Annotated in this window: 28 protein-coding genes and 1 tRNA gene; 14 read left to right on the plus strand and 15 right to left on the minus strand. The window is 72.4% G+C overall.

The window, feature by feature from the left end:
* Positions 1 to 365 precede the first annotated feature (365 nt).
* Entirely contained in the window at positions 366 to 1319 is a 954-nt protein-coding gene (locus ACFY1H_RS33675) for an alpha/beta hydrolase (RefSeq protein ID WP_366586839.1), read from the plus strand.
* Between the two features lie 594 nt (positions 1320 to 1913).
* Here the strand turns inward: ACFY1H_RS33675 and ACFY1H_RS33680 are convergent.
* From ACFY1H_RS33680 to ACFY1H_RS33700, 5 genes are all read right to left on the minus strand, one after another.
* Entirely contained in the window at positions 1914 to 3662 is a 1749-nt protein-coding gene (locus ACFY1H_RS33680; protein WP_386953183.1) for a PucR family transcriptional regulator, read from the minus strand.
* 53 nt (positions 3663 to 3715) lie between these two features.
* Positions 3716 to 4171, minus strand: coding sequence for an HNH endonuclease (locus tag ACFY1H_RS33685; protein ID WP_386953185.1), 456 nt, complete (start codon positions 4169 to 4171; stop codon positions 3716 to 3718).
* 35 nt (positions 4172 to 4206) lie between these two features.
* Positions 4207 to 4280 (minus strand) — tRNA-Cys (locus ACFY1H_RS33690).
* Between the two features lie 427 nt (positions 4281 to 4707).
* A complete protein-coding gene (locus tag ACFY1H_RS33695) occupies positions 4708 to 5079 on the minus strand; it encodes a hypothetical protein (RefSeq protein WP_366586832.1) in 372 nt (123 codons plus the stop codon).
* 114 nt (positions 5080 to 5193) lie between these two features.
* On the minus strand, positions 5194 to 6048 hold the full coding sequence (locus ACFY1H_RS33700) for a LysR family transcriptional regulator (RefSeq protein WP_366586829.1): 855 nt from the start codon (positions 6046 to 6048) through the stop codon (positions 5194 to 5196).
* Between the two features lie 69 nt (positions 6049 to 6117).
* On the opposite strand from ACFY1H_RS33700, the gene ACFY1H_RS33705 reads away from it, so the two are divergent.
* On the plus strand, positions 6118 to 7116 hold the full coding sequence (locus ACFY1H_RS33705; RefSeq protein ID WP_386953188.1) for a DMT family transporter: 999 nt from the start codon (positions 6118 to 6120) through the stop codon (positions 7114 to 7116).
* The gene (locus ACFY1H_RS33710) at positions 7085 to 7987 is read left to right on the plus strand and encodes a hypothetical protein (RefSeq protein ID WP_386953191.1); all 903 of its coding nucleotides are present in this window, start codon (positions 7085 to 7087) and stop codon (positions 7985 to 7987) included. The genes ACFY1H_RS33705 and ACFY1H_RS33710 overlap by 32 nt, the downstream gene beginning before the upstream one ends.
* Before the next feature lie 12 nt (positions 7988 to 7999).
* On the opposite strand, the gene ACFY1H_RS33715 is transcribed toward ACFY1H_RS33710, so the two are convergent.
* Both ACFY1H_RS33715 and ACFY1H_RS33720 read right to left on the minus strand, forming a co-directional pair.
* Positions 8000 to 8416, minus strand: a complete 417-nt coding sequence (locus ACFY1H_RS33715; protein WP_386953194.1) for a Fur family transcriptional regulator — start codon at positions 8414 to 8416, stop codon at positions 8000 to 8002.
* A 76-nt stretch (positions 8417 to 8492) separates the two neighbouring features.
* Positions 8493 to 8765 (minus strand): hypothetical protein, encoded by a 273-nt coding sequence (locus ACFY1H_RS33720; protein ID WP_366586819.1) that lies wholly within the window; start codon positions 8763 to 8765, stop codon positions 8493 to 8495.
* Here ACFY1H_RS33720 and ACFY1H_RS33725 point away from each other — a divergent pair.
* On the plus strand, positions 8758 to 9123 hold the full coding sequence (locus ACFY1H_RS33725; protein WP_386953197.1) for a hypothetical protein: 366 nt from the start codon (positions 8758 to 8760) through the stop codon (positions 9121 to 9123). The two genes, ACFY1H_RS33720 and ACFY1H_RS33725, sit on opposite strands and share 8 nt — an antisense overlap.
* A 178-nt stretch (positions 9124 to 9301) precedes the next feature.
* Entirely contained in the window at positions 9302 to 9676 is a 375-nt protein-coding gene (locus ACFY1H_RS33730) for a hypothetical protein (protein WP_366586813.1), read from the plus strand.
* A 91-nt stretch (positions 9677 to 9767) separates the two neighbouring features.
* On the opposite strand, the gene ACFY1H_RS33735 is transcribed toward ACFY1H_RS33730, so the two are convergent.
* On the minus strand, positions 9768 to 10235 hold the full coding sequence (locus tag ACFY1H_RS33735) for a hypothetical protein (protein WP_366586811.1): 468 nt from the start codon (positions 10233 to 10235) through the stop codon (positions 9768 to 9770).
* A 108-nt stretch (positions 10236 to 10343) separates the two neighbouring features.
* Here ACFY1H_RS33735 and ACFY1H_RS33740 point away from each other — a divergent pair, with 108 nt between their 5' ends.
* Positions 10344 to 11066 (plus strand): TetR family transcriptional regulator, encoded by a 723-nt coding sequence (locus ACFY1H_RS33740; RefSeq protein WP_366586809.1) that lies wholly within the window; start codon positions 10344 to 10346, stop codon positions 11064 to 11066.
* 9 nt (positions 11067 to 11075) lie between these two features.
* On the opposite strand, the gene ACFY1H_RS33745 is transcribed toward ACFY1H_RS33740, so the two are convergent.
* A complete protein-coding gene (locus ACFY1H_RS33745) occupies positions 11076 to 11696 on the minus strand; it encodes a hypothetical protein (RefSeq protein WP_386953201.1) in 621 nt (206 codons plus the stop codon).
* A 376-nt stretch (positions 11697 to 12072) separates the two neighbouring features.
* Here ACFY1H_RS33745 and ACFY1H_RS33750 point away from each other — a divergent pair, with 376 nt between their 5' ends.
* The gene (locus tag ACFY1H_RS33750; RefSeq protein ID WP_386953204.1) at positions 12073 to 12426 is read left to right on the plus strand and encodes a DUF488 domain-containing protein; all 354 of its coding nucleotides are present in this window, start codon (positions 12073 to 12075) and stop codon (positions 12424 to 12426) included.
* A gap of 791 nt (positions 12427 to 13217) precedes the next feature.
* Here the strand turns inward: ACFY1H_RS33750 and ACFY1H_RS33755 are convergent.
* The 3 genes from ACFY1H_RS33755 to ACFY1H_RS33765 all read right to left on the minus strand — a co-directional run bounded on the left by ACFY1H_RS33755 (position 13218) and on the right by ACFY1H_RS33765 (position 16861).
* The gene (locus ACFY1H_RS33755; RefSeq protein ID WP_386953206.1) at positions 13218 to 14837 is read right to left on the minus strand and encodes a M4 family metallopeptidase; all 1620 of its coding nucleotides are present in this window, start codon (positions 14835 to 14837) and stop codon (positions 13218 to 13220) included.
* A gap of 214 nt (positions 14838 to 15051) precedes the next feature.
* Positions 15052 to 16068, minus strand: a complete 1017-nt coding sequence (locus ACFY1H_RS33760; protein WP_366586798.1) for a serine hydrolase domain-containing protein — start codon at positions 16066 to 16068, stop codon at positions 15052 to 15054.
* Positions 16058 to 16861: an IclR family transcriptional regulator gene (locus ACFY1H_RS33765; protein ID WP_366586795.1), complete on the minus strand. Its 804-nt coding sequence runs from the start codon at positions 16859 to 16861 to the stop codon at positions 16058 to 16060. The genes ACFY1H_RS33760 and ACFY1H_RS33765 overlap by 11 nt, the downstream gene beginning before the upstream one ends.
* Positions 16862 to 16943: 82 nt before the next feature.
* Here ACFY1H_RS33765 and ACFY1H_RS33770 point away from each other — a divergent pair, with 82 nt between their 5' ends.
* The 5 genes from ACFY1H_RS33770 to ACFY1H_RS33790 are packed head-to-tail and all read left to right on the plus strand — an operon-like array spanning position 16944 to position 21934.
* Positions 16944 to 18491: an ABC transporter substrate-binding protein gene (locus tag ACFY1H_RS33770; RefSeq protein WP_386953210.1), complete on the plus strand. Its 1548-nt coding sequence runs from the start codon at positions 16944 to 16946 to the stop codon at positions 18489 to 18491.
* Positions 18488 to 19462 carry an ABC transporter permease gene (locus tag ACFY1H_RS33775; protein ID WP_386953213.1) on the plus strand — a complete coding sequence of 325 codons (975 nt, stop codon included), beginning with the start codon at positions 18488 to 18490 and terminating at the stop codon, positions 19460 to 19462. Before ACFY1H_RS33770 ends, ACFY1H_RS33775 begins: the two co-directional genes overlap by 4 nt.
* Complete coding sequence (locus tag ACFY1H_RS33780; RefSeq protein WP_386953215.1) at positions 19459 to 20349, plus strand: ABC transporter permease; 891 nt, start codon at positions 19459 to 19461, stop codon at positions 20347 to 20349. The genes ACFY1H_RS33775 and ACFY1H_RS33780 overlap by 4 nt, the downstream gene beginning before the upstream one ends.
* A complete protein-coding gene (locus tag ACFY1H_RS33785) occupies positions 20346 to 21137 on the plus strand; it encodes an ATP-binding cassette domain-containing protein (RefSeq protein WP_386953218.1) in 792 nt (263 codons plus the stop codon). The genes ACFY1H_RS33780 and ACFY1H_RS33785 overlap by 4 nt, the downstream gene beginning before the upstream one ends.
* Complete coding sequence (locus ACFY1H_RS33790) at positions 21134 to 21934, plus strand: ATP-binding cassette domain-containing protein (protein WP_366586782.1); 801 nt, start codon at positions 21134 to 21136, stop codon at positions 21932 to 21934. The genes ACFY1H_RS33785 and ACFY1H_RS33790 overlap by 4 nt, the downstream gene beginning before the upstream one ends.
* 16 nt (positions 21935 to 21950) lie before the next feature.
* Here ACFY1H_RS33790 and ACFY1H_RS33795 read toward each other — a convergent pair whose 3' ends face one another.
* A complete protein-coding gene (locus ACFY1H_RS33795) occupies positions 21951 to 22889 on the minus strand; it encodes an ROK family protein (RefSeq protein ID WP_366586780.1) in 939 nt (312 codons plus the stop codon).
* A 41-nt stretch (positions 22890 to 22930) separates the two neighbouring features.
* On the opposite strand from ACFY1H_RS33795, the gene ACFY1H_RS33800 reads away from it, so the two are divergent.
* Together ACFY1H_RS33800 and ACFY1H_RS33805 are read left to right on the plus strand one after the other, a co-directional pair.
* A complete protein-coding gene (locus tag ACFY1H_RS33800) occupies positions 22931 to 23680 on the plus strand; it encodes a creatininase family protein (protein WP_366586778.1) in 750 nt (249 codons plus the stop codon).
* On the plus strand, positions 23677 to 24804 hold the full coding sequence (locus tag ACFY1H_RS33805) for a mandelate racemase/muconate lactonizing enzyme family protein (protein WP_386953223.1): 1128 nt from the start codon (positions 23677 to 23679) through the stop codon (positions 24802 to 24804). Before ACFY1H_RS33800 ends, ACFY1H_RS33805 begins: the two co-directional genes overlap by 4 nt.
* Here ACFY1H_RS33805 and ACFY1H_RS33810 read toward each other — a convergent pair.
* Positions 24794 to 25378, minus strand: a complete 585-nt coding sequence (locus ACFY1H_RS33810; RefSeq protein WP_386953226.1) for a TetR/AcrR family transcriptional regulator — start codon at positions 25376 to 25378, stop codon at positions 24794 to 24796. The genes ACFY1H_RS33805 and ACFY1H_RS33810 overlap by 11 nt on opposite strands.
* On the minus strand, positions 25379 to 25675 hold the full coding sequence (locus ACFY1H_RS33815; RefSeq protein WP_386953229.1) for a putative quinol monooxygenase: 297 nt from the start codon (positions 25673 to 25675) through the stop codon (positions 25379 to 25381).
* Between the last annotated feature and the right edge of the window lie 7 nt (positions 25676 to 25682).

Consider the following 25682-nt stretch of genomic DNA (forward strand, 5'->3'; position numbering starts at 1 on the left):
CGCCGCGTGGCGGGCCCGGCCCCGCTGGTCGGCGGCGCGGATGTTGCGGTCGGGCTGGTCTTGCGCGGGGGTGCGGGTTTGCTCGGGCTGGAGATCGCCGACCTCACGGGCGTGGTCGCAGCAGCGTTCCGGCGCCGCCGGGCAGCTACGCGGACGCCCGGTTGGGCCGGTCTTGCGCGACGGGGCGCGGTTCGCTCGGGCTGGAGATCGCCGATTTCACAGGCGTGGGCGCGGCCGTTTCCCGGCGCCTCGGCTGCCCTCCGCCGTGTGGCGGGCTCGGCGCTGTGGGTCGGCGACGGTTGGCGGATGAAGGAGGCGGGTGAGAACCGGGAGGATGGACGGCACCCGCACTCCTGGAGGCCCGTATGGACTACGCGTTCGATCCCGAGATCGCCGCCGCTCTCCCGATGATCCCCGACACCGGCGATCTGCGGGACCTGGTGTCGGCGCGGGAAAAGATGAAGGAGATGACGGCCGAGCTGGTCGGCGACGTCGACGAGACCGGCGTGACCGTGCGCGACACCACCGTGCCCGGCCCCGAGGGTGCGCCTGATGTGGCTGTTCGGATTTACACACCGGACAACATCGCTTCGCCCGCGCTGTTGTTCAACGTCCACGGCGGCGGCTTCATCGTCGGCGACGTCGACACCGATCACGCGGGCGTGGTCGAGCTCGCGCGGGACCTCGGGGTGGTCGTGGTCTCGGTGGACTACCGGCTCGCGCCCGAGGCGCCGTACCCGGCGGGCCTCGAGGACTGCTACGCAGCACTCGTGTGGTCGGTCAAGCACGCGGACGAGCTCGGCATCGACCCCGAGCGCGTGGTCATCCACGGCGTCAGCGCGGGCGGCGGCCTGTGCGCCGCGCTCGCCCTGCTGGCGCGCGACCGCGGCGGGCCGGCCATCGCGTTCCAGTTCCTCGGCGTCCCGGAGGTCGACGACCGCCTGCAGACGCCCAGCATGCGCCGCTTCGACGACACTCCACTGTGGAACCTCCCCAACGCCGAACTCAGCTGGGACTGCTACCTCGGCCCGGGCGTCCGCGGCACCGACGGCGTGCCCGTCTACGCCGCCCCCTCCCGCGCGACCGACCTGGCGGGCCTGCCGCCGGCGTACATCTCCGTCATGGAGTTCGACCCCCTGCGCGACGAGGGCATCGCCTACGCGCAAGCCCTGCTGGCCGCCGGCGTGACCACCGAACTGCACCTGTTCCCCGGCACCTTCCACGGCTCCGCCCTGGTCCGCCACGCGACCATCACCCGCCGCGAGGCCGCCGAATCCCGCGCCGTCCTGGCGCGGGCGCTGGGCGTGGAACTGACCTGACGACTGTACCGATGACGCGGCGCCCGGGTGATGACCTGGGCGCCGCGTTTTCGTTGCACGGCTTGGTTTCGGGCGCCGGTCTCGGCCGGTCAGGTGCGGTGGGCCAGCACGGGGCCGGGGTCAAGTGCGGTGGGCCAATCGCCGCGGAAGAGGAGTGAGCCCGCGGCCGATCGGCTGCGGCGGATGCGGCGCCGTGCCAGCACGGCGAGCCAGCTGCGGCGGACCAGGCGCCGTGTGCCGGCGAGGCGAGGTGCCTGCGGCGGGTCTGGTGCAGTGGGCGAGGCGGTGTGCCGGGACGCCGATCGGCCGCGGAGGTTCAGGTGTGGTGTGCCAATCGCCGTGCCAGTGGGCCCAGCGGTCACTGCGGGTCAGGTGTGGTGCGTGAGACGGCGTGCCCGCAGGGCGAGTTGGCCGCAGCCAGTCGGTTGTGGTGTGCCAGAAGGGCGGCCGACGTGGCGGGTCTGGTGCGGTGCGCGAGGCGGCTTGCCGGCAGTGCAAGGTGGTCGGCTGCGGGGTGCCGAAAGGGCGGGACGGCGGGCCGGGTCAGGTGCGGTGGGCCAATCGCTGCGCAAGCGGGTGAGCCAGCGTGGCCGGTCAGGTGCGGTGGGCCAGTCGGCGGGCCAGCAGGGCGAGGCGGGTGCGGAAGCGGCTCGCGGGGTCGTCCAGTGGCCAGCCGAGGGCGTCCTCCACGTGGGCGAGGCGGGTGGCGACCGAGCTGTGGTGGCGGTGCAGCGCGACGGCCGCCTGGCGCAGGGAACCGGTGCGGCAGAAGGCTTCGAGCGCCTCGAGGTCCGGGGGCGCGAGGGCGTCGAGGGCGCGGACGTCGGGCTGGGCGCGCAGGTGGTCGGCGGGGATCTCGGCCAGCAGGGTGAGCGACCCGAGGTTCTCGTGGACCACGAGCGGCTCCGTCGCGGGCACGGCGAAACGCTCGGCCAGCCGCGCCTGCAGCCAGGACCGCCGCGCGTCGAGCCCGGAGGCGGCGTCGCCCACGCCCACCCGCACATTTCCGGACGACCCACGTTCGCGAGCGCGCAGAGAAAGTGCGTTTTCCAACAACCTCACCACCGTGCCCGGCCCCTCCCGCGGCTGCACCAACACCGCCGCGACCTCCCCGACCACCGCGACGCGCGCCCCCAGCGCCGTGCCTCCACGGGCAACCAGCGCGACCGCCGCCGCGCCCGGGTCACGCCCGTCCTCCGTCCCGACGGCGACCACTCGCAACGGCCGCCCGACGTCCAGCCCCAGCAGCACAAGCGCCCGCACCCGGTCCTCCTCCGCCGCCCGCTCGCCCAGCACCAGCTCCACCAACGCCGGATCCGCCAGATGCGGCGGCGCACCCTGCGGCGCAGGTCCCAGCACCCGCGCGGCGATGGCGAACCGCTCCAGCACAAGATCGTCGAGCGGCCCCGGCTCCCCGTCCCGCTCGAGCCACACCCGGCCCGCGCCCTCACCGCCAAGATCAGTCGCCACGACGCGGGGTGCTGCCGGGACCAGGCCACTCGCCGAGGTGCGGGTGTTATCGTCGCGCGCATCCCCGTGGTTGGTTGCCTCGCCGTGTGACGCTGCCCGGGCCTCGTCGCGCGAGCCCCTCGCCGAGGTGCGTGCTTCGGCGCGGGTGTTGCCTTCGTGCGCATCCGCGAGGTTGGTTGCCTCGGCGGCCTGCGCTGCCAGGGCCTCGCCGCGCAGGCCGCTCGCCGAGGTACGTGTTTCTGCCGGGGCGTTGTCGTCGCGCGCATCCCCAAGATCAGTCAGCACGACGCGGGGTGCTGCCGGGTCCAGGCCGCGCGGGCCGTTCGCCGGGGTGCGTGTTTCGGTGCGGGTGTTGTCGTCGTGCGCATCCCCGTGGTTGGTTGCCTCGGCGTGGGAGGCTCCCACCCCGCCGAGGCTTCTCGCCGGGGTGGGGGTGTCGTTGCCGGACCCGAAGCCGGTCGTCACCGGAGGTGGATCTGCCAGGACCGCGCCGTCGGACGTGACTTCACCGGGGCCGGCCGTTGCACGAGGCGCTGTGCCGGTCGCGCGGGTGCCATCACGCGCGTCGCCGAGGCCAGGTTCCCCGCCCAGCGGTTCGGCCGGCGGCCCGCCCTCGCGCGCAAGCCTGCCAGACAGAGTCGCGACCCCACCCGGCCCCGCACCAGCCGCACGGCTTCCGTCGGGACGGAAGCGCAGCGCCGGTTCGCCGCCGCGTTGGAGGCCGGCGACGCATTCGGCCAGGGCGGCCGTGGCGCGGACCAGGTCGGCGGTTGTGGCGCGGTGGGTGACGAGCTCGTCGAAGTACGCGATCACCCGTACCGCGGCCTCGGCGTCGGAGTCGACGGCCGAGAGGCGCAGGAGCAGCCCCTTCATGGAGCCAGCCTAGCGCCGCCCGGGCGTCGCGCACAGGTGTCGCATGTGGACGGTCAGCGCAGCAGGTGCAGCTGGTCCCACGTGGGCACGTGCGGGGTGATCCGCAGCGTCAGGCCGGTCTCGGCGAGGGTGCGGTCGGCCTTGCGGGCGTTGCAGCTGCGCGCGGTGCCGCCGCACGCGGCGACGGTGTTGAGCCAGCTGGTGCGCTCACCGCCGCGTGACGTCGGGACGATGTGGTCGACCGTGGTGGCGTGGCGGCCGCAGTACGCGCACGTGTAGCCGTCGCGCTGGAGCACGCCGCGGCGCGACCACCGGGGCGGGCCGGAATATCGCCACTTCATCACCACGTAGCGCAGCAGCCGCACGACCTTCGGGCGCGGGAAGATGCCCAGGTCGGCGCCGTCGCTCTCGTGGACGACCGCGACGTGGCGCACGAGCATGCGGATCGCGTGGGGGACGGAGACGGTGTGCAGGGGCTCGTAGCCGGCGTTGAGGACCAGGACACCCATGGCGACGGGCACCTCCTTTTCGGATTTCGCTCGGGTGGAGACCGCGACCGGAGTCGAACCGGTTTGACCCGCTTTGCAGGCGGTTCCCTGGCCGTTCGGGCACGTGGTCGGAAAGGGGATCGGAAATCGAGGCCGGAAATGTCACGAAATAGTCACGGAGAACGAAAAAGCCGCCCTGATCGGTCTCCCGACGGGCGGCTCCCTGCTGCGACGCACATCTGGGTGCGTCACGGCGTGGAGCCTGGTGTCTCGGCAGCGTAAGGCAGGCGCCGGGCATCGCCCGCGATGCCGAAGCACCCCGGACAGGCCATGCGCTCTTCGCCGCCGAACATTCTCGTCACTCCTCGGTTGGGTGGTGTACCACCACATCATGACCGACTTCGCGCGACGGCGTCAACGGTGATAATTCGCCCGGCGAACGACCTCGCCGGCCCCCGGAAATGTTTCGCGGGGCCGCCCACGCGTCCACAGTGGACGGGACGGCCCCGCACCTCCCCGGCCGGCGGGTGCTCGACACCCCGACGGCCGGAGGGAACCTACTTGCAGCGCTTGCCACCCTCGACCGACGGCCACCACGTGCCCAGGGGCGGCGCCGGCGTCTTGGTCCAGGTGATCTTCGCGCACTTGCCCTCGCTGCGGGCCTTCTTCGCGGTCACGACCAGCGCCGCGATCGCGACGCCGCACGCGAGGTTGCCCGGCGTCGGGATGTTCTTGCAGACGCGGATCGCGGGCGCGCCCTCGGAGATCAGTTTCGTGGCGCTCTTGCTGAACACCCAGCTGCACGCGAAGAACCCGCAGTCGAGATCGGTGACGGCGGGCGCCGCGGACGCCGGGGCCGGTGCGGCGAACAGGCTCGCGGCCACCAGCGGCGCCGCCAGCAGGGCGGCCCGGAAGCGGAGATTTCTCATGAAACGCCCCTCCTGTTCGCGATTGTCCGAAATGGAGCATCCCCCGTGCAGCCGGGGATGTCTGCCCCTGTGCGGTCCTTACGCCCGAAGGGGTGACCGTCCACTGTGGTGGTTTCAACGGGCCCGGTAGAGCTCGCTCAGCAGCGCCACCGCGGCGTGTGTGGCCGGATGCGGGTCTCGGCCGTGCCAGATCAGCCGCACCGGAACGGGGTCCGCGTCGCGCACGCGGCGATAAGCGATGCCGTCGCGGCGGTACTGGGTCACGGTGGAGTGCGGCGTGACGCCGACGCAGCGGCCGGTGGCGATGGCGGCCAGCCAGTCGTCGATCTCGTGGGTGGGCTCCACGCGCGGGCGCTCGGCTTCCGGCCACAGGTCGGTGGTCGTGGTGCCGGTGCGGCGGTCGATCACCAGGACGCGCCGGCTGAGATCGGCGAGCGTGACGGTGCGGCGGCGCGCCAGCGGGTCGTCGGCGGCCATGGCGCAGTAGCGCGCCTCGTGGCCGACGGTCGCGTGCGCGTACTTGCGGGTGTCCACTGCGGTGCGCACCACGGCGAGGTCGCACAGTCCCTCGGCCAGCCCGCCGGTCGCGGTGTTGGTGCGGACCAGCAGGAGCTCGACGTCGGGGTGCCGATCCGCCCAGCGGCGCTGGAACTCGGCCGTGTGCCGGCCCATCGCGGACCAGGCGTGGCCGAGGCGCAGCCGGGTGTGTCCCGTCGTGGCCTCGCGCACGAGGTCTTCGGCCTCGGCCAGCAGGTGGCGGGCGCGGGCGAGCACCTGCACGCCGGCCGTCGTCGGGGTGACGCTGCGGCTCGTGCGGTGGAGAAGTCGCACGCCGAGTGCGGATTCCAACGAAATGAGGGTGCGCGACACGGCGGCTTGGGAAACTCCGAGCTCGATCGCCGCGTCCGTGAACGTTCCCGTGTCCACGATCGCCACCAGGCACCGCAGGTGCCGCAGCTCCAGATCCATGACTCCAGCGTATGCGTGGCGCGATGAATGCATTTTGCGCATGCACGGCCGTGTCGCAGGCTCGGCGCCATGACCCAGGACAAGCGCGCCGGCGTGGCGTTGATGGTCGGCGGCGCGACCGCGAACCAGCTCGGCGCGGCCACCGCGGCGCTGGCGTTTCCCGTGCTCGGGCCCGCCGGCGTGGTGGCCGTGCGCCAGTGGGTGGCCGCCGTGGTGCTGCTCGCCGTGGGACGGCCGCGGCTACGGTCGTTCACCGCCCGCCAGTGGCGCCCGGTCCTCGGGCTCGCGGCGGTGTTCGCGACGATGAACCTGTCGCTCTACTCCGCCGTCGACCGGATCGGGCTCGGACTGGCCGTGACGCTGGAGTTCCTCGGCCCGCTCACCGTCGCGCTGGCCGGTTCGCGTCGCCGGACGGACCTGATCTGTGCGTTCGCGGCCGCCGCGGCTGTCGGAATCCTCACGCGGCCGCGCCCCAGCACCGACTACCTCGGCGTCGCGCTCGCGCTGGCCGCCGCTGCCTGCTGGGCCTGCTACATCCTGCTCAACCGCACCGTCGGCCGCCGTCTGCCGGGCGTGCAGGGCTCAGCCGCGGCGGCGGGCGTCTCCGGGCTGCTGTACCTGCCCGTGGGAATCGTGGTGTTTTTCCACCACCGCCCCACACCGGCCGCACTCGGCGCCGCGCTCGCCGCGGGGGTGCTGTCTTCCGCGCTGCCGTTCCTCGCCGACCTGCTCGCGCTGCGCCGGGTCCCGACGCGGTTCTTCGGGGTCTTCATGAGCGTGAACCCGGTGCTGGCCGCGCTGGTCGGCGAAGTGGTGCTCCACCAGCGGCTCGACACCCTCGCCTGCACCGCGATCGCGGTGATCGTGGCGGCCAACACGGTGGCGGCGTGTCGGGTGACGGGCGCGAACGCGGGCGCCGTACCGTCGGGGCAGGAGGTGTCGGATGGTGCGGATGTCGGACCGCGCTTGGCCGTCGACGGTGATCCCGAGCGACGAGCACGAACGTGCGCAGGCGACCGGGGTCCTGTTCCGGCGCATGGGCTGGGTCACGGAGACGCTGACGCGTGAGGAGCGCGAGGACGTCGAGCGCCAGCTCGAGTTCTGGTACAGCAGCGGCTACTGCCCCGACGCGCTGCTGATCGCGCTCAGCACCCTGCCCGACGGCACCCGCCAGCGCCCTCGCCAGTCCGGCGAACGTCCCGGTGGCTTCCTGCGCTCGCGGCTGGAGGGCTGGTTCAACGACGCGGCGCAGGCCGCGATGACCGAGGTCCACGAGCCGCCGCGGCGCGGGCAGTCGTTCGAGGCGTGGTTCGAGAACAACCGCCGCCAGGCCGCGGCCGAGGGCACGGGCCGGCGACGCCCGCGCGTCACCGAGGCCGGGCAGCGCGCGCGTGATGAAGCTCGAACATTCGCGGCGTCCCGGCGTAAAGATCCGCTCGCGCGCCTGCGCGAAAGCGAACAACGCCGGGCCGCGGCGCTCGACAGCCTGCGAGTGGAAGGCGCCGCCGCACCCGTGATCCCGGCTTCCCCGCAGGAAACGCGCTCCACCCCGCGGATGGTGGCGTCGTTCGCGGCTCGCCAGTCCGTGGCGGCGAGGTCACCTCAGGTGGTGCGAATCGTCCAACGGCTGCGCGAAGAGAAACGCGGGCCGTCCCCGGCCGAACTCGCCGTGCTGCGCAACGCCGTCCGCGACGCCCACCACAACGCCGGCCTCGGCACCCTGGAAGCGGCGAGCGCGCAGATCGGCGACGACACCTCGGCGCTCACTCCGGAGGGGTTGCGCGTGTTGTCGTTTCTCGATCACGCCGACGAGAGCAAGCTGCCGGTGGAGGCGATGATCCGCCTGCTTACCCTGACCGTGGACGAGACGGCGACTCCCGACACCACAATTCGCGAGACGGCGACCGCGACTCCCGAGCCGCACCCCGAACAGGACTGACGCCGAGGAGCGCTAAGCCTTCGCCGCACACTCGGCGCACAGGCCCCACCACGTGACCTCGGCCTCGTCGATCGTGAACCCCGGCGCCGACGACGGGTGCAGGCACGGCGCCGAGCCGACGGCCCACGGCACGTCCTCGATCCGGCCACACGCGCGGCACACCAGGTGGTGGTGGTTGTCGTGCCGGTCGAGCTCGAAGCGCGCGGGCGAGCCGGCCGGTTCGAGCGTGCGCAGCAGGCCGACGCCGACCAGGTCGTCCAGCACGTTGTAGAGCCCTTGCCGCGACAGCCCGCCCGTACCGGCCTCGACGGCCGCCGCGATCTCGGCCGCCGTGGTGTGCGGGTGGTCGCGAACGGCACCGAGCACCGCCCGGCGCTGGGCTGTGTTCCGCAGTCCCCTCCGCTTCAGCTGGACCGCGAAGTCATCCATGACCCGATGGTAACTTCGCACCACTCGGTGACACCGATCGAGGGACCCGGGTCACATCCGGCCGAGGACGGCCAGGTCAGGCCCCGTCCTCGTCCCCGACGCCGAACGACTGGCGCCGCCGCGCGATGGCCCGCAGGTCCGCCTCGATCTCGCCGGCGGTGCGGCGCAGCGGTTCGAGCAACTGCGCGCGCATCTCTTCCTTCGACCGCCGGGTGGAGTGCATCGAGACGTTCAGCGACGCGTACACCTGCCCGTCCTCGTGTGTAGTAGCGGATGAGGACGCGGCGCTGATGCCGGGGTTGTAGAACGCCTGGCGCGACTGGCGGAAGTCGACGCGGCTGGTGGTCACGCGCGACGAGCGGGCGCGCGAGATCGCCACCGGCATGCTGCGGCTGTCCGCATCCGGCACCGAGGCGCAGTACAACCACTGGGAGTCGATGCAGATCTGCAAGTTCGGCTGGGGCTCCGCGATGGCCGCCGAGATCGACCCGGCCGGCGAGCACCTCAAGCACGTGCTGCGCATGGCCCGCTGGTACCTCGACTCCCAGCGCGCCGACGGCAGCTGGGTGCCGAGCGGTTTCCTCGTCGCCGAGCCGAACGACAGCCACGCGATCGAGAAGACGGCCGAGCACACGTTGTGGGTGCACATGATGCTCACGAGCCTGGCGGCCGCGGCGAATCGCGGCCCGGTGGCCGCCGGCCGGTAGCGTCCACAAAGGACGTCAGAATCGCGGGCGAGCCATGCGGCGAACTCGGGCAGGACGTGGTGTCGAACGCGGAGAAACCGGTGAAACCACGAGGCTGTTCACCCGATCCGGTGGCCTTCGCGTGTCGAACGGCTGAGCGGGCGCGCCACCCCCGCGTCTGGACCAGACTCGCCCGGTGATGAACACCTCCCTCGACGACGCCGGCCGCTGCCTTCTTTCGGTGGCCTGGAACATCCGCACCGGCGTCCCGCGGGCGGGGGCTCGCAAGGAGGAGATCCGGGCCAGGCTGCAGGCCGTCTGCCGTTCGATGGGGCACGCCGCGTGCGCCCGCGCGGCGGCCGGGTCGCCGCCGGACCACGTGCCGTTCCTGAAGCTCGCCGACCTCGCCTACGAGATCGACACGCTTCTGCTGCTCGTCGACACGGCGCTGGCGCCCGACGCCGACCGCGACCGCCGCCGGTGGGCCGAGATAGAGACGCTCGTCGCCGGCGTGGACGACCTCGTGGACCAGGCCGCGGCGATCCTCGGCGGACAGCTCGCGGTCAGCCGCTGACGTTTTCCCCGCACGAGGTGTTCGCATCCGCACAGGACTTGTGCGTTACCTGTCACTCTTTGACCGGGCGCGAACAGCTACCCGGACGCGATCAGTGCCGGACGCGGACTCCGGCCAGCACCGCGCTGAGGCTCGGCAGCCAGCGCTGCCGCGGGTCGGGGGCGGCGAGCCACTCCGTCGAGACGCCCGGGACCTGCGGGCCGATCGGCAGGGGGACGAGGGCGCCGCAGTCGAGGAGGTCGACGTCGGCGGGCAGGGTGGTGCGGGGCGGGACCAGGCCGTCGGTCTCCGCGAGGATGGCGACGCGCGGGCCGTGCTGCGTCGGCAGGACGAGGACGGGGCCCCGGCAACCGGTGTCGGCGAGGTGGCGCAGCACCGGGCCGGCGGCGAGCTTCGGCAGGGTCACGGCGCACAGGCCGTTCTCGAGCGCGAGGAACAGCCGGCTGCCCTGCCAGCGCACCGACCAGCCGAAGAGGCGGCCGTAGTAGGCGTCGAACCGCTCGTGGGCGTGCTCGGCCGGCACGAGCTCGGTCGGCTGGAGCTGCTGGTCGAGGGTCATCGTCGACGCCTTCCGGTCGTGGGGAGTGGTCACAGGGGTCCGAGGTCCGACCATGAGTCTAACGGCACTCAGTGCCACTAGCAAGACGGCCTGCTACCGTCTTCGGGCATGACGGAATCGCAGCGCCGCGCGCCGGCCACCCGGGTCGGGGCGACGCCCGCCGGCCGACGGCAGCTGCGCCGGGCGCTGTCGTCGGCGGCCGTGGACCTGTTCGTGGCCAACGGGTACGAGGCGACGACCGTCGACGAGATCGCCGCCGCGGCGGGGGTCGGGCGACGCACGTTCTTCCGGTATTTCGACACCAAGGACGACGTGCTGTTCGCCAACCACGACGAGATCGTCACGGAGATGGAGCAGGCGTTCGAACGCGCCGATCCGGCACGCGACCCGGTCGAGGTGGCGTGTTCGACGGTGAGCCTGGTGCTCGACTACTACGCCGCGGATCTCGACGTGTCGCTGAAGCGGTTCACGCTCACGCGGACGGTGGCTTCGTTGCGGGACAAGGAAGTCGCGACCGTCGACCGGTATCAGCGCGTGCTCGCGCGGTACCTGCAGACGCGGTTCGCCGAGCAGGGTGACGCCACGGCGAGCCTGCGGGCGGCCGTCGCGGCGGCGGCGATCGCGGCGGCCAACAACCACGTGCTGCGGCGGTGGCTGCGCAGCGGCGGCAAGGACGACATCGCGGCGAGCGCGGCGCGGGCGTTCGCCCTGGTGGGGGAGGCTTTCCGGCCGGTGAACGCCGAGACGACGGTGGTCGCGGTGCTGAGTACGGCGACGCCGTTGCCGGAGGTCATGGCCCGGCTCGGTGCGGCGTTCCCGGAGTCGGACTGATAAGTGCACTCAGTGCCATTGCGCGGTGGCGGAGATCTCGACCGGATAGCCGGTGCGGAGGACGGCGACGGTCGCGGGCGGCGTGATGACCTGCGCCGTTCCGCGGCGGGGCAGGGGGTGGCGGGGGCCGTAGCCGGAGGTCGTCCAGGAGGTCAGGCCGCCGTCCACGACCAGGGCGGGCCCGTCGTCGCGCAGGACGAACACTCCGTCGGGCAGTTCGGTCCACGGCAGCTCGTGGAGCCGGCGCCGGCGGCCGTCGAGGCGTTCGGTGTGCAGCCGGCCGTTCATGGCCCGCGCGGACGGCGGCGCGACGTTCAGCGCCTCGGCCCAGCCGTCGCGGTACCGCAGGTAGTCCGCGCGCCGGCACTCCCCGCACGGCCGGTGGCCGGCGGCGAACGACACGGCCTCGTCGTGGAAGTACAGGTGCGTGTAGCGGCGCGGTAGCCACTGCTCGCGCCACCGGCCGCGGAACTCGAGCCGGCAGGTGATCCACAGGTTGCTCGCGTGGGTGCGCACGATCTGGTGTCCGGAGTGGAGGATCCCGCGGTTACCCGTCCACGCGCCGCGCAGCGGAATCGCGACGATCTCGCCCAGCGGCGTCACCCGGTTGCGCTCGGGCCCGCTAGCCACGGCCGGCTCCGCTGCGCCGGACAGCGCTGCGCCCGACTTGGCCGCACCCGACGGTGCTGGGCCGGGCAACGCCGCACCCGGTACGGCTCGGCCCGACAACGCTGCGCACGGTACGGCTGGGCCGGACAACGCTCTGCCGGACAACGCGGCGCCCGATGAGGCTGGGCCGGGCAACGCTGTGCACGGTAGTGCTGGGCCCGACAACGCCGCACCCGGTACGGCTGGGCTGGCCAACGCCGTGCCCGATAGAGCTGTTCCGGACAACGGTGCGCCCGGTAAGGCGGGGCCGGGCAACACCGGGCCGGACAGTGCCGGGTCGGACAGTGCTGGGCCGGACAACGCTGTGCGGCGCGAGCCGATGAGCGACAATGCCCCGATGGTCCGCATCGCACGTGTCTACGACCCGGCCGGCCCCGACGATGGCGCCCGCGTCCTCGTCGACCGCGTGTGGCCGCGCGGCTTGGCCAAGGCGAAGGCCGCGCTGGACGACTGGTGCAAGGCCGTCGCCCCGACCACCGAGCTGCGCAAGTGGTACGCCCACGACCCCGCCCGGTTCGCCGAGTTCACCCGCCGCTACCGCGCTGAGCTCACCGCCCCCGGCCCGGCCGCCGACGCCCTCGCCGACCTGCGCGCCCGCGCCGCGCAAGGCCCGCTCACGCTGCTCACCGCGAGCCGCGCCCTGGACATCAGCCAGGCCGCCGTCCTGGCGCAACTGCTTTCGGAAGACTGACACGAGCCCATCGTCCCCGCCCGCAGCGCCGAACGCTGGCAGGTTCGCGACACGCACGCCGAAAACCGCCGCTCGCAGCCCGAGCGCGAGCGACCCCGAGAGCGAGCCGGATCGCGCGGCTGTCGTCGCGAGGTGCTCTGTGTACTCGGATGTGTGTCGCTCTCTTGTCGTGACGGTCGGCAGGTTGGCGGCACGCACGCCGACCGCTGTTCGCAGGCCGGGTGCAGGCGTCACCGGATCGAGCAGGTTGGCGCGGCTGGTGCGGCGAGTGGCCTGTGCGCTCGGTGTCTCGCTCTGGTGTTGCGATCGGCGGCGGGCTCGCTGCACACACGCCGAAAACCGCGGCTCGCAGGCCGGCAGCGGGTGGCCTGCGAGCCGGATTGCGCGGCTGCCGCCGCAGTGGCTTGTGTGGCCTGGTGTGTCTCGCTCTCGTGTCGTGAAAGTCGGCAGGTTCGCGGCACGTACGCCGAAAACCGCAGCCCGGGAGCAGGCGACCTCGGGGAGCGAGTCGGATTGCGCGGCTGCTGTCGCGAGTCGCTTGTAGGTCCGATGTGTCTCGCGTTCGTGTCGCGATGGTCGGCAGGTTTGCGGCATGCGCGCTGAACGCTGTTCGCGGCCCGGGAGGGCCCCACAGAGCGAGTCGGATTGCGCGGCTGCCGCCGAGAGTCGCCCACACGCCCCGTGTCTCTCGCGCGCGCATCTCGAAAGCCCGCGGATTCGCGCCACGCACGAAAAAACCGCTGCCGGCGCCCGCGCAAGCGAGCACCGGCAGCGGCCGGGAAGCAAACCCCTTACGGAGCCAGGTTGAGCTGCGTGGCCTTCACCGCGTTGGCGACCTGGGTGCAGTCGGCCGTGGTGGTGCCGGCGACGCCGGTGCGGGCGTTGGTGGTGCAGGCGGAGTTGAGGGCCGTGCCGAGGTCCTTGAAGGTGGACGTGGGGCGCAGCAGGTTCTCGACCTTCCACCAGAGCGCGATGGCCTTGTCCTCGCCGATGCCGTGGACGGTTTGGCCGTTGAAGGTGTCGCCGTCGGTGATGAGGTAGTCGGTCTTGTCGACGACGCCGGCGTCGATGTGGGGGTCGCCGTTGGCGCCGACCCAGAACTGGCCGTTGACGCGGTCGGGGCTGGGGCCCTCGCCCGAGTTGGGCGGGTTCTTCATGTCGCGCACCTGCCCGATGGACGAGCCCGCGCCCATCAGCCAGCGGTTGGCGCCCTGCACGTTGGCGTCGCCGGACTTGATGGCGATGAACTGGCCCATCACGTCGGACATGCCCTCGTTGAGCGCGCCCGCGTAGCCGTTGCCGAGCTGCGAGGTGTGCTGGGTGACGCCGTGGGTGAGCTCGTGGCCGGTGATGTCCATTGTGGTCACGCCCTCGCCGAAGGCCATCTGCTCGCCCTCCCAGAACGCGTTGGCCCACGGGCACTGCGTGTGGCGGCGACCGTCCGATTCGGTCTCGACCTCGCACATGCGCACGGTGCCGCGCAGGGCCTTGCCCTTGCCGTCGTGGTAGTCGGCGCCGATGTTGGCGGTGAGGTCGTACGAGGCGAACTGGGAGTAGAAGTTCTGTGCGTCGCCGAAGAAGTCGTAGACGCTGTTGACGTCCGCCGTCGCGACCGCGGCCTGGCCCTCGCCGCGGGTCACGCCGAACGAGGTGCCGACGCCGCAGCGCAGGTCGGCCAGCGTGGCGATGTCGAGGTCCACGACCTTGCGCTTCGCATCGCAGACCACGCGGTTGGTGGCGGCCTCCGACTCGCCCCACACCTGCAGGACCTTGCCGGTGTCGGCGCCGACGACGACCGTCCACTTGTCCTCGGGGTCCGCGCCGTTGACGGGCACGAAGTAGGTCGGCACGGCGGTGGCGCTCGCGCCGTCGCCGCCCAGGCTCGCGTCGTACCAGTACGCGGTTTCCGCGCCGGTCTTCAGCACGCCGGCGTCCTTCTGTGCCACGGCGGCGTGGGCGGCCTTCGCCGCCCGGTCCTGGGCGCCCTTCGCGTCGGCCGGGAACGAGCCCTGCGTGCGCTGCGTGGTCTTGCCGAGCGCGGCCATGAGCGCGCCGCTGCCGTCGAGGTCCTGCACGATCTGCGCGCCGTACACCGGCACCCCGCCGACGTTCTGCTGCAGCCGCGCGACGCTGCCGCCCGGAAGGGACTGCACGCTCGTCAAGGTGAGGTCGCCGACGGCGAGACCGAACTGCCGGGCCAGGTCCGCGGTGTGCGACTGCGCGGCCGCGGCGGCGTTCCCGGCGAGGCCGCGGGCGGCGACCGGGGTCGCGGGCTGGACGGCGATGACGCGGCCGAGGGAGTCGGTGCTCACCTGGGTCTGGGGCGACGCGCTCGCGGCGCCGCCGGCGGCCACGAGGATCGACGAAGCCGTGACTGCTGTAGCCAGCACGGCCAGCCGTTTCGAAGACATACGGTCTACCTTCCGCACAGAGGGCCAACCCGAGTGACCCGTGCGAGAAGTTTCGGATTCCGGTCCGAAACTCAGAAGCGCCGAAAGTAGGGAGTGGATCGTGGTCCAGCCATTGGATGGAAAAACCCCAAAACGGACACGGTGAAGCGGATGTCGTTCTCCGCCAACGACTTCCGGCCCGGCGACGAAAACAACCGGGGTCCAGGATGTGGGATTACAGAATCGCGGCCAGCGCGTGGAATTCGCGCCGCACCTTTTCGATCCCCGGCGTCGACCGCGAAGGGTGCACCCGGTTGGTCAGCAGCACGTAGTAGCGGCCGCGTTCCGGCTCGACCCACAGGCTGGTTCCGGTGAAGCCGGTGTGGCCGTATGCGCCGGGTTCCAGGTCGGTGCCGACGGGGGAGCCCGGCACGTCGAGACCCTGCCACGCGAGCCCGCGGCGCAACGCGAGACCCTCGGTGTGACAGGCGATCATCTCCGCGTGCGACGCGGGCTTGAGCAACGCCTGCGCCCCGCCCGCCAGTGCCCGGCCGAGACGTTCGACATCACCGAGGGTGGCGAACAGCCCGGCGTGCCCGCAGACCCCGCCCAGTACCACGGCGTTCTCGTCGTGCACCTGTCCACACACGACCCGGCCCCGCCACGGACAGTCCTCAGTGGCCACCGCGTCGGCCAGAAACCCCTCAGCGGGGCCGAATCCGGTGGCCGTAAGCCCCAACGGCCGCGTCACGAGCTCCGCCACGAGCTGGTCGAGCGGCGCGCCGCCCGCGGCCTCGGCGATCAGCCCGAGCAGGATGAAGCCCTGCGACGAGTACTCGACCCGCGTGCCGGGTGCGACACGCAACGGCGCGGTCCGGATCGCCTCCAGCAGCGCTTCACACGTCGGATGCTCGCGGTAGAGCGGAGTCCCGCCCGGCAGCCCGGACGTGTGCGTGAGCAGCTGCCGCACGGTGATCGCGGCCTTGTCTCCGCCCGCATACGCCGGCAGGTGCCGGGGGAGCGGATCGTCGAGATCGATCAGGCCCCGCTCGGCCAGCGCCACGACCACGATCCCGACGACCGGCTTCGTCACCGAAGCCAGATCCCACCGGCTCTCCTCGGTCGCCGCCGGACCGCCGTGCCAACGCGTTCCGAGCACCCCGCGGTCGAGCACGCCGTCAGCGGTGCCGACCGACCACGCCGCGGCCGAGTACAACCCCTTCTCGGAAGCCAGAAGGTGCTCAATCCTCATCGGACACCGCCTGCAGACCCACCGGCCCCAGCTTCGCCGAGATCCGGTTCGCCGCCTCGGCCACCAGGGGGCCGAGCGCCGCGAAGGCCTCCGGCTGCAGCGTGAACGTCAGCCCCGACACGCTGACCGCTCCGGCGACCACCCCGTCGGCATCCACCACGGGCGCCGCCACGCAGCGCACGTGCGCTTCGTACTGCTCGTCGTCCACCACGTACCCGAGACTGTCCACAGTGGTCAGCGACGCCCGGATCTCCGCCGGATCGGTCAGCGTTTTCGCCGTCCACGCCTTCAACGGCCCGGCGAGCATCGCGGTGACTTCGGCCTCCGGCAGCCGTGACAGGATCGCCCGCCCGACGCCGGTGCAGTACAGCGGCACCTCGCCGCCCGGCCGGGTGTTCAGCCGGTATGCCTGCTCCGGCTCGAGCTTCTCCACGTACACCGCCCGGTCGGCGTGGCGCACCGCGTAGTGCACCGTGTGCCCGGTCCGCCGTCGCAGGTCCGCGAGCACGGGCCGGGTCGCCCGGGTGGCTCGGCTGCCGGCGAGCACGGCGGCCGAAAGCCCGAGCAGTCGCGGCCCGACGTCGTACTGGCCGCCGCCCGCCGCGGCCGCGAAGCCGGCGTCCGCGAACGTCTGCAGCATCCGGTGCGCGGTGGGTTTCGGCAGGTCACAGGCCTTCGCGAGGTCGGCGAGCCGGTGCGGCCCACCGGGGCGCGCGAGTGTCGCCAGCACTTCCAGCGCCTTGTCCACCGCGCCGCGGGGACTGTTCGCCGAGTCGTTGACAGCCTTGGTCACGGCGCCTACCTTAGCGCAATCGCATTCCATCTGACGGAACGGTCTTTCACTTCACGAAACGATCGAAAGGAGCCGGCACCCCGTGGCCTCTCCGCGTCCCCGCCTGTCCCGCCGCGACGCCCTCCGGCTCGGCGGCCTGGCGCTGCCCGCACTCGCCCTGCCGGGCCTGCTCACCGCGTGCGGCAGCGCGGCCGGCACTCCCGGCACCGTGCTGCGCGTGGCCCAGACCTCGGACCCGAAAACCCTGGATCCCCAGAAACAGGGCGACCTGACCTCCATGAACGTGCTGATCAACATGTTCGACACACTCACCACACGAGGTCCGGACAACCAGCTGAAACCCGGGCTGGCCCTGTCGTGGTCCTCGCCCGACCCGCTGACCTGGCGCTTCAAGCTCCGGCCCGGCGTGAAGTTCCACAACGGCGAGCCGTGTGACGCCAACGCCGTGGCCTTCAGCATCAACCGGCTGCTCGACCCCGCCACGAAGTCGCCGATCGTCGAGCTGCGCTATGTGAAGCAGGCCAAGGTCGTCGACCCGCTGACGGTGGACCTGCACTGCAGCCAGGCCGACCCGATCATCCCCGCGAAGGTGTCGTTGTTCGGCGGAGTCGCCGTGCCGCCGGGGTACCTCAAGCAGGTGGGCTCCGCGGGCTTCGCGAAGCACCCCGTGGGCACCGGGCCGTTCACCTTCGAGGAGTTCCAGCGCGACCACCAGCTGCGGATGCGCGCGAACCCCGCCTACTGGGGCGGCAAACCCGCCTACTACGAGCTGGTGTTCCTGCCGATGCCCGACGCGTCGTCGGCGCTGGCCTCGCTGCAGAGCGACGAGGTCGACATCGTCGCGAACCTGACGCCCGACGCCGCGCTGCAGATCCAGGGGTATCCCGGCGTGGCGATCCGCAACTACCCGGGCATCCGCACGTCGTACCTCTCGCTCGACACGACCCAGGGCCCGCTGCGCGACGTGCGGGTACGCCAGGCGCTCAACCACGCCGTCGACGTGCCGCTGCTGATCAAGGCGGTGCTCGACGGCAAGGCGCGCGAGGTGCCGACGATGTTCCCGCGCGAGTCGTTCGGCTTCGACCCGTCGATCACGCCCTACACGCGTGACCAGGGCGAAGCCAAGCGGCTGCTCGCGGAGGCCGGGTTCCCGGACGGCTTCGACACCTCCCTCACCGCGCAGACGGCCGACTCCAACATCGCCGAGGCGATCTCCGGTCTCCTGGCGAAGGTCGGGGTGCGGGCGCGGGTCGACCTCGTCGACGCCGGCACCTACTCGAGCCGCCTGACCTCGAACAACCGCGGTGCCCTCGGCCCGATCTACCTCGCCGCGAGCACCGGCTGGACGCTCGACGCCGAGAGCCTCGTGCAGTCCAACGTCCGCCACGACCGGCGCCAGAGCCGGTGGCACAACCCGCAGGCCGACCGGCTCATCGACGCCGAGGAGCTGTCGCCCGCCCCCGCAGACCGGCAGAAAGCCTTCACGTCGTTGCAGCAACTTCTCAAGCAGGAGGCGCCGTTCGTGTTCCTCTACCAGATCGACAACATCTACGCGGTCAACACGCGCCCCAGCTGGCACCCCGGTGTCGTCGGCGTGCTCGCCATGGCCTCGGCGACGGTGACCCCGTGACGGCGCCGGTCACCACCGCGACCCGCCCGCCCGCGCGCGCCGGCGCCGGCGTGCTGCGCGTGGTCGTGACGAAGGTGCTCACGGCGATCGTGGTGCTGTTCTTCGTGGCCACGGCGGCGTTCCTGCTCGTGCGGCTCTCGGGCGACCCCGTGAAGCTGATCCTGCCACCCGACGCCACCGCGGCGCAGGAGGCGACGCTGCGGGCGAGCCTCGGGCTCGACCGGCCGCTCATCACGCAGTACCTCGACTACCTCGCCGGTCTGCCGCGGCTCCAGCTCGGGAACTCGCTCGTCTACGACCAGCCGGTGACCGACGTCCTGTTCTCCCGCGTCCCGGCGACGCTGGAGCTGGCCGGGTCCGCGCTCCTCGTGGCGCTGGCGCTCGCGGTGCCCGCGGGCACGTTCGCCGCGATGCGCCGCGGCCGCGCCGGCGACTCCGGCGTGATGGCCGGTGTCCTGGTCGGACAGTCCACTCCGGCCTTCTGGGTCGGGATCCTGCTCATCCTGATCTTCGCCGTGCAGCTGAAGATCCTGCCCGCGTCCGGCTACGGCGGCATCGAGCACCTGATCCTGCCCGCCGTCACGCTCGCCGTGTACTCGGTGGCGGTGATCGCGCGGCTGCTGCGCTCGTCGTTGATCGACGTGCTGGGCTCGGACTTCATCCGCACCGCGAAAGCCAAGGGCCTCGGCGCCGGCGGGATCGTGCTCGGCCACGGTATGCGCAACGCGGCGCTGCCCGTGGTCACGGTCATCGGCCTCGAGGTCGGCTCCCTGCTGGGCGGCGCGATCCTCACCGAGCAGGTGTTCTCGTGGCCCGGCCTCGGCCGGCTCACGGTCGAGGCGATCCAGAACCGCGACTTCCCGCTCGTGCAGGCCGCGGTGCTGTTCTTCGCCGCCACGTTCGTGATCGTGAACCTGCTGGTGGACCTGTCCTACACGATTCTCGACCCGAGGGTGCGGGTGACCTCATGACCGCCATCACCGCTGTCGCCACCGCTCGATCCGCCCGGCCGAGCGCCGTGCGGGCGATGCTGCGCAACCGGCTGGGCTCCGTCGCCGTGACCGTGCTCGTGCTGATGGTGCTGGTCGCGGTGTTCGCACCGCTGATCGCGCCGTACGACCCGGGCACGCAGGACCTGCTGGTACGCCTGCACCCGCCCGCGTGGCAGGCCGGTGGCGACGCGAGCCACCTGCTCGGCACCGACCAGCTCGGGCGCGACATCCTCTCACGCCTTTGTTACGGCGCGCGGATCTCGCTGCTGGTGGGCGCGTGCGCGGCGCTGCTCGCCGGGATCGTCGGCGCGGTCATCGGGCTGGTGGCCGGGTTCCTCGGCGGCTGGTTCGACCGGATCCTCATGCGCCTGGCCGACATCCAGCTCGCGTTCCCGCCGATCCTGCTCGCGCTCGCCATCGTCGGGTTCCTCGGCTCCGGTCTGTGGTACGTCGTGCTGGTGCTCGGCTTCACGGGCTGGGTCTCCTACGCTCGCGTGATCCGCTCCGAGGTGCTTTCCCTGCGCACCAGGGAGTTCGTCACGGAGGCACGGGCGATCGGCGTCACGGACCTCGCGATCATGCGCCGGCACCTGCTGCCCAACGTGATGGCGCCGCTCGCCACCATCGGCACGCTGCACGTGGCGGCGGCGATCGTGGCCGAGGCGTCGCTGAGCTACCTCGGCCTCGGCGTGCCGAAGCAGACCGTCACGTGGGGCGGCATGCTCAGCGACGGCCAGCTGTACCTGGGCACGTCGTGGTGGGTGGCCGTGTTCCCCGGCATCGCGCTGATGATCACCGCGCTGGCCGTCAACATCACCGGCGACGTCCTGCGCGACGTCGCGGACCCGAAGGCGTACCGCTCATGAGCCTGGTGGAGATCAAGGACCTGCGGGTCGAGTTCCGGCTCGACACCGGCACGGTGACGGCCGTCGACGGCGTGAGCTTCGCCGTGGACGAGGGCGAGACGCTGGCGGTGGTGGGGGAATCGGGCAGCGGCAAGACGGCCACGGCGCTGTCGCTGCTGCGGCTCAACCCCGAACCGCCCTGCGTCTACCAGGGCGAGGTGCTGCTCGACGGGCGCGATGTGCTGCGACTGTCCGAAAAGGACCTCCGGCGCATCCGGGGCAACGACGTCGCCATGGTTTTCCAGGACCCGATGACGAGCCTCAACCCGGTGAAACGCGTGGGGGCGCAGGTCGCGGAAGTCGTGCGGCGCCACTCGGGTGCCTCCCGCGCGCAGGCCACGGCGGCCGCGGTCGAAGCGTTGCGGGAAGCCGGGATTCCCGACCCGGAACGGCGGGCGGCCCAGTACCCGCACCAGCTTTCCGGTGGGCTGCGCCAGCGCGTGATGATCGCCATGGCGCTGGTCGGCCGGCCGCGGGTGCTCGTGGCCGACGAGCCGACGACCGCGCTCGACGTGACCGTGCAGGCGCAGATCCTCGAGCTGCTGGTGGAGCTGCAGCGCCGCCACGGCATGGCGATCGTGCTCATCACCCACGACCTGGGCGTGGTGGCCGAGGTCGCCGACCGGGTCGTGGTGATGCGCTCGGGCCGCGTCGTGGAGACCGGCGCCGTGCTGCCGGTCTTCGAGACACCGCAAGAGGAGTACACGCGCGAGCTGCTGCGCGCCACACCGAAGCTGGAGCGGGTATGACGAACCTGGTCGAGATCCGGGGCCTGCGCAAGGACTACGGCGCGGTGGCCGCCGTCGACGACGTCGACCTCGACGTGGTCTCCGGCGAGACGCTCGCCGTGGTCGGCGAATCGGGCTCCGGCAAGACGACACTGACGCGGCTGTTGCTGCGCCTGGCCGAACCGACGGCCGGCAGCGTCCGCTTCGACGGCGCCGACCTGGCGACGCTGCCGGCGGCCCGGCTGCGCAAGGTGCGCCGCGAGATGCAGGTGGTGCTGCAGGATCCGTACTCCAGCATGAACCCGCGCCTGCGCGTCACCGAGATCGTCGGCGAACCGCTGGTCACGCACGAGCGCGGCCTGCGCGGTCGCCGGGGACGCACGCGGTTGCGCGCGCGGGTCGGGGAGCTGCTCGACGCCGTCGGCCTCGCGCCGGAGGTGCAGGACCGCTACCCGCACGAGTTCTCCGGCGGGCAACGGCAGCGCATCTCCATCGCCCGCGCGCTGGCGCTGGAACCGCGGCTGGTCGTGCTGGACGAGCCGACGAGCGCCCTCGATGTGTCGGTGCAGGCGCAGGTCCTCGACCTGCTCGCCGAGCTGCAGTCGCGGCTGCAGCTGACGTACGTGTTCGTGTCGCACAACCTTGCCGTGGTGCAGCAGATCGCCGACCGGGTGGCGGTGATGCGCGCGGGGAAGATCGTGGAGCTCGCGGCGAAACAGCAGCTGTTCTCCGCGCCGGAGCACGACTACACGCGGACGTTGCTCGACGCGGTGCCGGACCCGGACCCGCGGCGGGCCCGGCGATGGGCGACGTCGTGAGGCGGCTGACGTGAGCTCAGTGCCGCGAGAGCACCAGGCCCGCGCCGCCGAGCAGCACGATGTCGTCGGCCGGGCCGGTGTTGACCAGCACCTGCGGCGGTTCCGCGCCGGTGGCCCACGACGAGTCCTCTCGCAGCCGGTGCTCGATGCGGGCGCGGAACGCTTCGCCGCCTTCGGACGCTTCGCCGTGCAGGATGAACAGGCCAGGGGCGAACAGTTGCTGGATGTTGACCAGGCCGAGGGCGATGTTGCCCGCGTACTCGTCGAGCAACGGGTCGCCGGCCAGCTCGCGGACGCTGCGCCCGGCCAGGCCCCGCCGTTCGGCCTCGGCACGCAGCCACGACGTGGTCGCGACGGTTTTCCAGCAGCCGCGCGCGCCGCAGGTGCAGGGCAGGCCGCTGGCGGCCACCGTCATGTGCGCGCCGCTGCGGCCGCCCGGCGGGGCGAGCACCTCACCGTCGTAGAGCATGCCGACGCCGAGGACCTCGCCGGTCGACACGGACGCGAACGTCGTGCGGCCGCGGCCCGGGCCGAACCAGCGGTCGCCGAGCACCTCCACACGGGCGCGGTGCTCCACGTGCACGGGGACCCCCACGAGCCGCGTCACGACGTCGGCGACGGGGTAGCCGTGCAGGGCTGGCACCTCGTTGACCTCGATGATCACGCCCGCCGGCGCGTCGACCAGGCCCGCGGCGGCGATCCCGACCCCGGCCGGCGGGCTGGGGAACCGCACCGCCGAGGCGAGCGCGGCGTCGATCTCTCCGGGGTCGGCCGTGCCGTGCGGGTAGGTGGCCTCGGCCTGCCAGAGCACCGCGCCCGACAGGTCGAGCAAGGCGGCGCGCACGCGTCCGGGCACAAGCTCGACGGCACCCAGCAGAGGTGCCGCGGCTTCGGCCGCCGGAGCCGCGGCCGGGGCCGGGACCAGCCGCAGCGCGGGCCGTTCGCCGGAATTCATGCGGTCACGATGCCACGCCCGGCCCGACGAGGGGAGCCCACATGCCCGAACTGACGCGGATGACCTGGCGGGAGGTGCGCGCGGCCGCGCCGTCGGCCATCGCGCTGGTGCCGATCGGCTCGCAGGAGCAGCACGCGGGCCACCTGCCGATGGGCACCGACACGATGCTCGCCGAAGCCGTGGTCGACGGCGCGCTCGCCCGCCTCGGCGGCGACCCGGAGGTCGTGCGGCTGCCCGCGCTGCCGTTCGGCCACAGCCCGCACCACCTGTTCGCCGCGGCCGTGTCGCTCTCGGCCGCCACGCTGCAGGCCGTGCTCGCCGATGTGCTCGACTCGCTCGTGCGCAGCGGGTTCCGGCGCGTGTTCGTGGTCAACGGCCACGGCGGCAACGACGAGATCATGCGCCTGGCCGTGAAGCAGTACGCGCTGAAGGCCGACGTCGCGCTCGCCGCGTGCTCGTACTGGTCGCTCGGCGAAGCCGCTTCGCCCGGCCACGCCGGGCTGTTCGAGACGTCGCTGATGCTCGCCGCGAAACCCGACCTGGTGCGTGAACCCGCACCGAGGCCGGACGTGACCCCGCCGCCGCTGTTCGACCGGCCGCCCTACCCGGGGCTGACGGTCGAGCGCCACGGCGAGTGGGCCCGCGTCGGCGGCTCCACCGACGACGCCACGGCGGCCACCGTCGACCGCGGCACCGACCTGCTCGACCGGCGGGTGGCGGCGCTGGCCGCCGCGATCCGCGCCTTCGCGGGAGCGACCCGCGAACACGCCCACACCGAAGGGGAGGCATGAAGATCACCGACGTCGACGTGCAGGTCGTGAACCTGCCGTTGACCAACCCGTTCACCAGCTCGTTCGAGACCAAGACGGGCGAGACGCGCACGGTCGTGCGCCTGCGCACCGACACCGGCGTGGAGGGCTGGGGCGAGACGATGTGGGGCCGGCCGGTCGCCGAGCTCACGCGCCAGCTCGGCAAGGAGCTGGTGGGGCAGAGCCCGTTCGCGCTGGAGGCGTTCCACCGGCGTCACCACATGGTGCCGTTCTTCCACGGCTACCTCGGCTACGCGGCGCTGGCGGCGCTGGACGTCGCGTGCTGGGACGTGATGGGCAAGGCCACCGGGCAGCGCGTGACCGACCTGCTCGGCGGCCCGGTGCGCGAGGAGGTGCCGATCACCGCGCTGGTGACCCGCGCCGACGCGCCCGGCGCGCAGGGCCGTGAGCTGGCGCAGGGGATCGCCGAGCACGCGGCGAAGGTGGTGGCCGAGGGCGGCTTCACGGCCGTGAAGCTCAAGGGCACCACCGACGTCTTCGGCGACGTCGAGATCATGCGGGAGCTGCGCCGCGCGCTGCCGGACGTCCAGCTGCGCGTGGACCCGAACGCCGCGTGGTCCGTGCCCGACTCGATCCGCGCGGGGCTGGCGCTCGAGGAGCTCGACCTGGAGTACCTCGAAGACCCGTGTGTGGGCATCGAAGGCATGAGCCAGGTCCGCGCGAAGGTGCGGATCCCGTTGTGCACCAACATGTGCGTGGTGCGCTTCGAGGAGTTCGCCCCGGCGGTGCGCCTCGGCGCGGTGGACGTGATCCACGGCGACGTCTACAAGTGGGGCGGCATCGCGGCGACGAAGGCGCTCGCCGCGCACTGCGAGACGTTCGGCCTCGGCATGAACCTGCACAGCGGCGGCGAGCTCGGCATCGCGACGGCCGCGCACCTCGCCGTGGTCGCCAGCACGCCGGTGCTCTCGCGCGCGATCGACAGCATGTACTACCTGCACGTCGACGACATCGTGCAGCCGCTGCACCTGGAAGCCGGCCGCCTGCGCGTGCCGACCGGCCCGGGACTCGGCGTGGAGGTCGACGAGGACAAGCTCGCCTTCTACGCGGCGAAGAACGCCGCCGAAGGCGACCTCACCGGCTGACGCGGGCGAGCACGTCGTCGAGGGAGCGCGCCAGGGCTTCGGGTGAGCCGTGCAGGTGGGACAGCGCCGTGCCGCCCTGCTGGGCGGTGAGCAGCGTCAGGGCGAGATGCTCCGCGGAGACGTCCGCGGGGATCTCGCCCGCCGCCTGGGCGCGGCGGACGAGTGTGGTGATGGCGTCCTGCCAGCGGTCGAACAGCCGCGCGAGGGTGGTGCGCAGCTCGGCGTCGTCGTCGACCTGGCCGACGAAGGCGCCGAGCGGGCAGTTGCCGTAGCCGCTCTCGCCGGCCGCGGCGAGCACTTCGTCACGCCAGCGGCGCAGGTCGGTGCACTCCTCGTCGTGCAGCGACGGCTGCGCGGCCAGCACCCGTTCCAGCTGGTGCTCCAGCACGGCGACGGCGAGGTCCTGCTTGCCGCCGAAGTAGTGGTACAGCTGGGACTTGCCGGTGCCGCTCTCGGCGAGCACGTCCTCCAGCGGCGTGCCGCCGATGCCGCGCTCGTGCATCAGCCGCGCGGCCGAGGTCACGATCTTCTCGCGCGTGCGGCGGCCGCGGCTCGTGGTGGGTTCGGGGCGCATCTACGCGGGGTAGGTCTCGTAGTGACGGGTGTCGAGCGTCGCGGGGTCGAACTTGCCCGCGATCGAGCCGATCCACTGCTTGAACAGCGGGCCGGCGCGGAACCCCCGCTCGTGCGCCTCGACCGACGTCCAGTCCACCGCCACGGTGAAGCGGCCGGGTTCCTCCACGCATCGGCTGACGGTCGCAGACAGGCAGTCCGGGTGCGCCCGCAGGTAGGGCACGCCCGCTGCGATGGCCCGGCCCAGCTCGTCCTCACCGCCGGGCAACGCGGTGAGGGTGGCGACTTCGGTGACCACGGTTGCC

The organism is Amycolatopsis sp. NPDC001319, assembly GCF_042896185.1.
In the GTDB taxonomy this organism is placed as follows: Bacteria; Actinomycetota; Actinomycetes; order Mycobacteriales; family Pseudonocardiaceae; genus Amycolatopsis.

Excerpts from the sequence above, each read along its gene's own strand:
- ACFY1H_RS33675 (WP_366586839.1), top strand. The coding sequence starts at position 366 with ATGGACTACGCGTTCGATCCCGAGATCGCCGCCGCTCTCCCGATGATC.
- ACFY1H_RS33680 (WP_386953183.1), bottom strand. The coding sequence starts at position 3,662 with ATGAAGGGGCTGCTCCTGCGCCTCTCGGCCGTCGACTCCGACGCCGAG.
- ACFY1H_RS33685 (WP_386953185.1), bottom strand. The coding sequence starts at position 4,171 with ATGGGTGTCCTGGTCCTCAACGCCGGCTACGAGCCCCTGCACACCGTC.
- ACFY1H_RS33695 (WP_366586832.1), bottom strand. The coding sequence starts at position 5,079 with ATGAGAAATCTCCGCTTCCGGGCCGCCCTGCTGGCGGCGCCGCTGGTG.
- ACFY1H_RS33700 (WP_366586829.1), bottom strand. The coding sequence starts at position 6,048 with ATGGATCTGGAGCTGCGGCACCTGCGGTGCCTGGTGGCGATCGTGGAC.
- ACFY1H_RS33705 (WP_386953188.1), top strand. The coding sequence starts at position 6,118 with ATGACCCAGGACAAGCGCGCCGGCGTGGCGTTGATGGTCGGCGGCGCG.
- ACFY1H_RS33710 (WP_386953191.1), top strand. The coding sequence starts at position 7,085 with ATGGGCTGGGTCACGGAGACGCTGACGCGTGAGGAGCGCGAGGACGTC.
- ACFY1H_RS33715 (WP_386953194.1), bottom strand. The coding sequence starts at position 8,416 with ATGGATGACTTCGCGGTCCAGCTGAAGCGGAGGGGACTGCGGAACACA.
- ACFY1H_RS33730 (WP_366586813.1), top strand. The coding sequence starts at position 9,302 with ATGAACACCTCCCTCGACGACGCCGGCCGCTGCCTTCTTTCGGTGGCC.
- ACFY1H_RS33735 (WP_366586811.1), bottom strand. The coding sequence starts at position 10,235 with ATGACCCTCGACCAGCAGCTCCAGCCGACCGAGCTCGTGCCGGCCGAG.
- ACFY1H_RS33740 (WP_366586809.1), top strand. The coding sequence starts at position 10,344 with ATGACGGAATCGCAGCGCCGCGCGCCGGCCACCCGGGTCGGGGCGACG.
- ACFY1H_RS33750 (WP_386953204.1), top strand. The coding sequence starts at position 12,073 with ATGGTCCGCATCGCACGTGTCTACGACCCGGCCGGCCCCGACGATGGC.
- ACFY1H_RS33755 (WP_386953206.1), bottom strand. The coding sequence starts at position 14,837 with ATGTCTTCGAAACGGCTGGCCGTGCTGGCTACAGCAGTCACGGCTTCG.
- ACFY1H_RS33760 (WP_366586798.1), bottom strand. The coding sequence starts at position 16,068 with ATGAGGATTGAGCACCTTCTGGCTTCCGAGAAGGGGTTGTACTCGGCC.
- ACFY1H_RS33780 (WP_386953215.1), top strand. The coding sequence starts at position 19,459 with ATGACCGCCATCACCGCTGTCGCCACCGCTCGATCCGCCCGGCCGAGC.
- ACFY1H_RS33785 (WP_386953218.1), top strand. The coding sequence starts at position 20,346 with ATGAGCCTGGTGGAGATCAAGGACCTGCGGGTCGAGTTCCGGCTCGAC.
- ACFY1H_RS33790 (WP_366586782.1), top strand. The coding sequence starts at position 21,134 with ATGACGAACCTGGTCGAGATCCGGGGCCTGCGCAAGGACTACGGCGCG.
- ACFY1H_RS33795 (WP_366586780.1), bottom strand. The coding sequence starts at position 22,889 with ATGAATTCCGGCGAACGGCCCGCGCTGCGGCTGGTCCCGGCCCCGGCC.
- ACFY1H_RS33800 (WP_366586778.1), top strand. The coding sequence starts at position 22,931 with ATGCCCGAACTGACGCGGATGACCTGGCGGGAGGTGCGCGCGGCCGCG.
- ACFY1H_RS33805 (WP_386953223.1), top strand. The coding sequence starts at position 23,677 with ATGAAGATCACCGACGTCGACGTGCAGGTCGTGAACCTGCCGTTGACC.
- ACFY1H_RS33810 (WP_386953226.1), bottom strand. The coding sequence starts at position 25,378 with ATGCGCCCCGAACCCACCACGAGCCGCGGCCGCCGCACGCGCGAGAAG.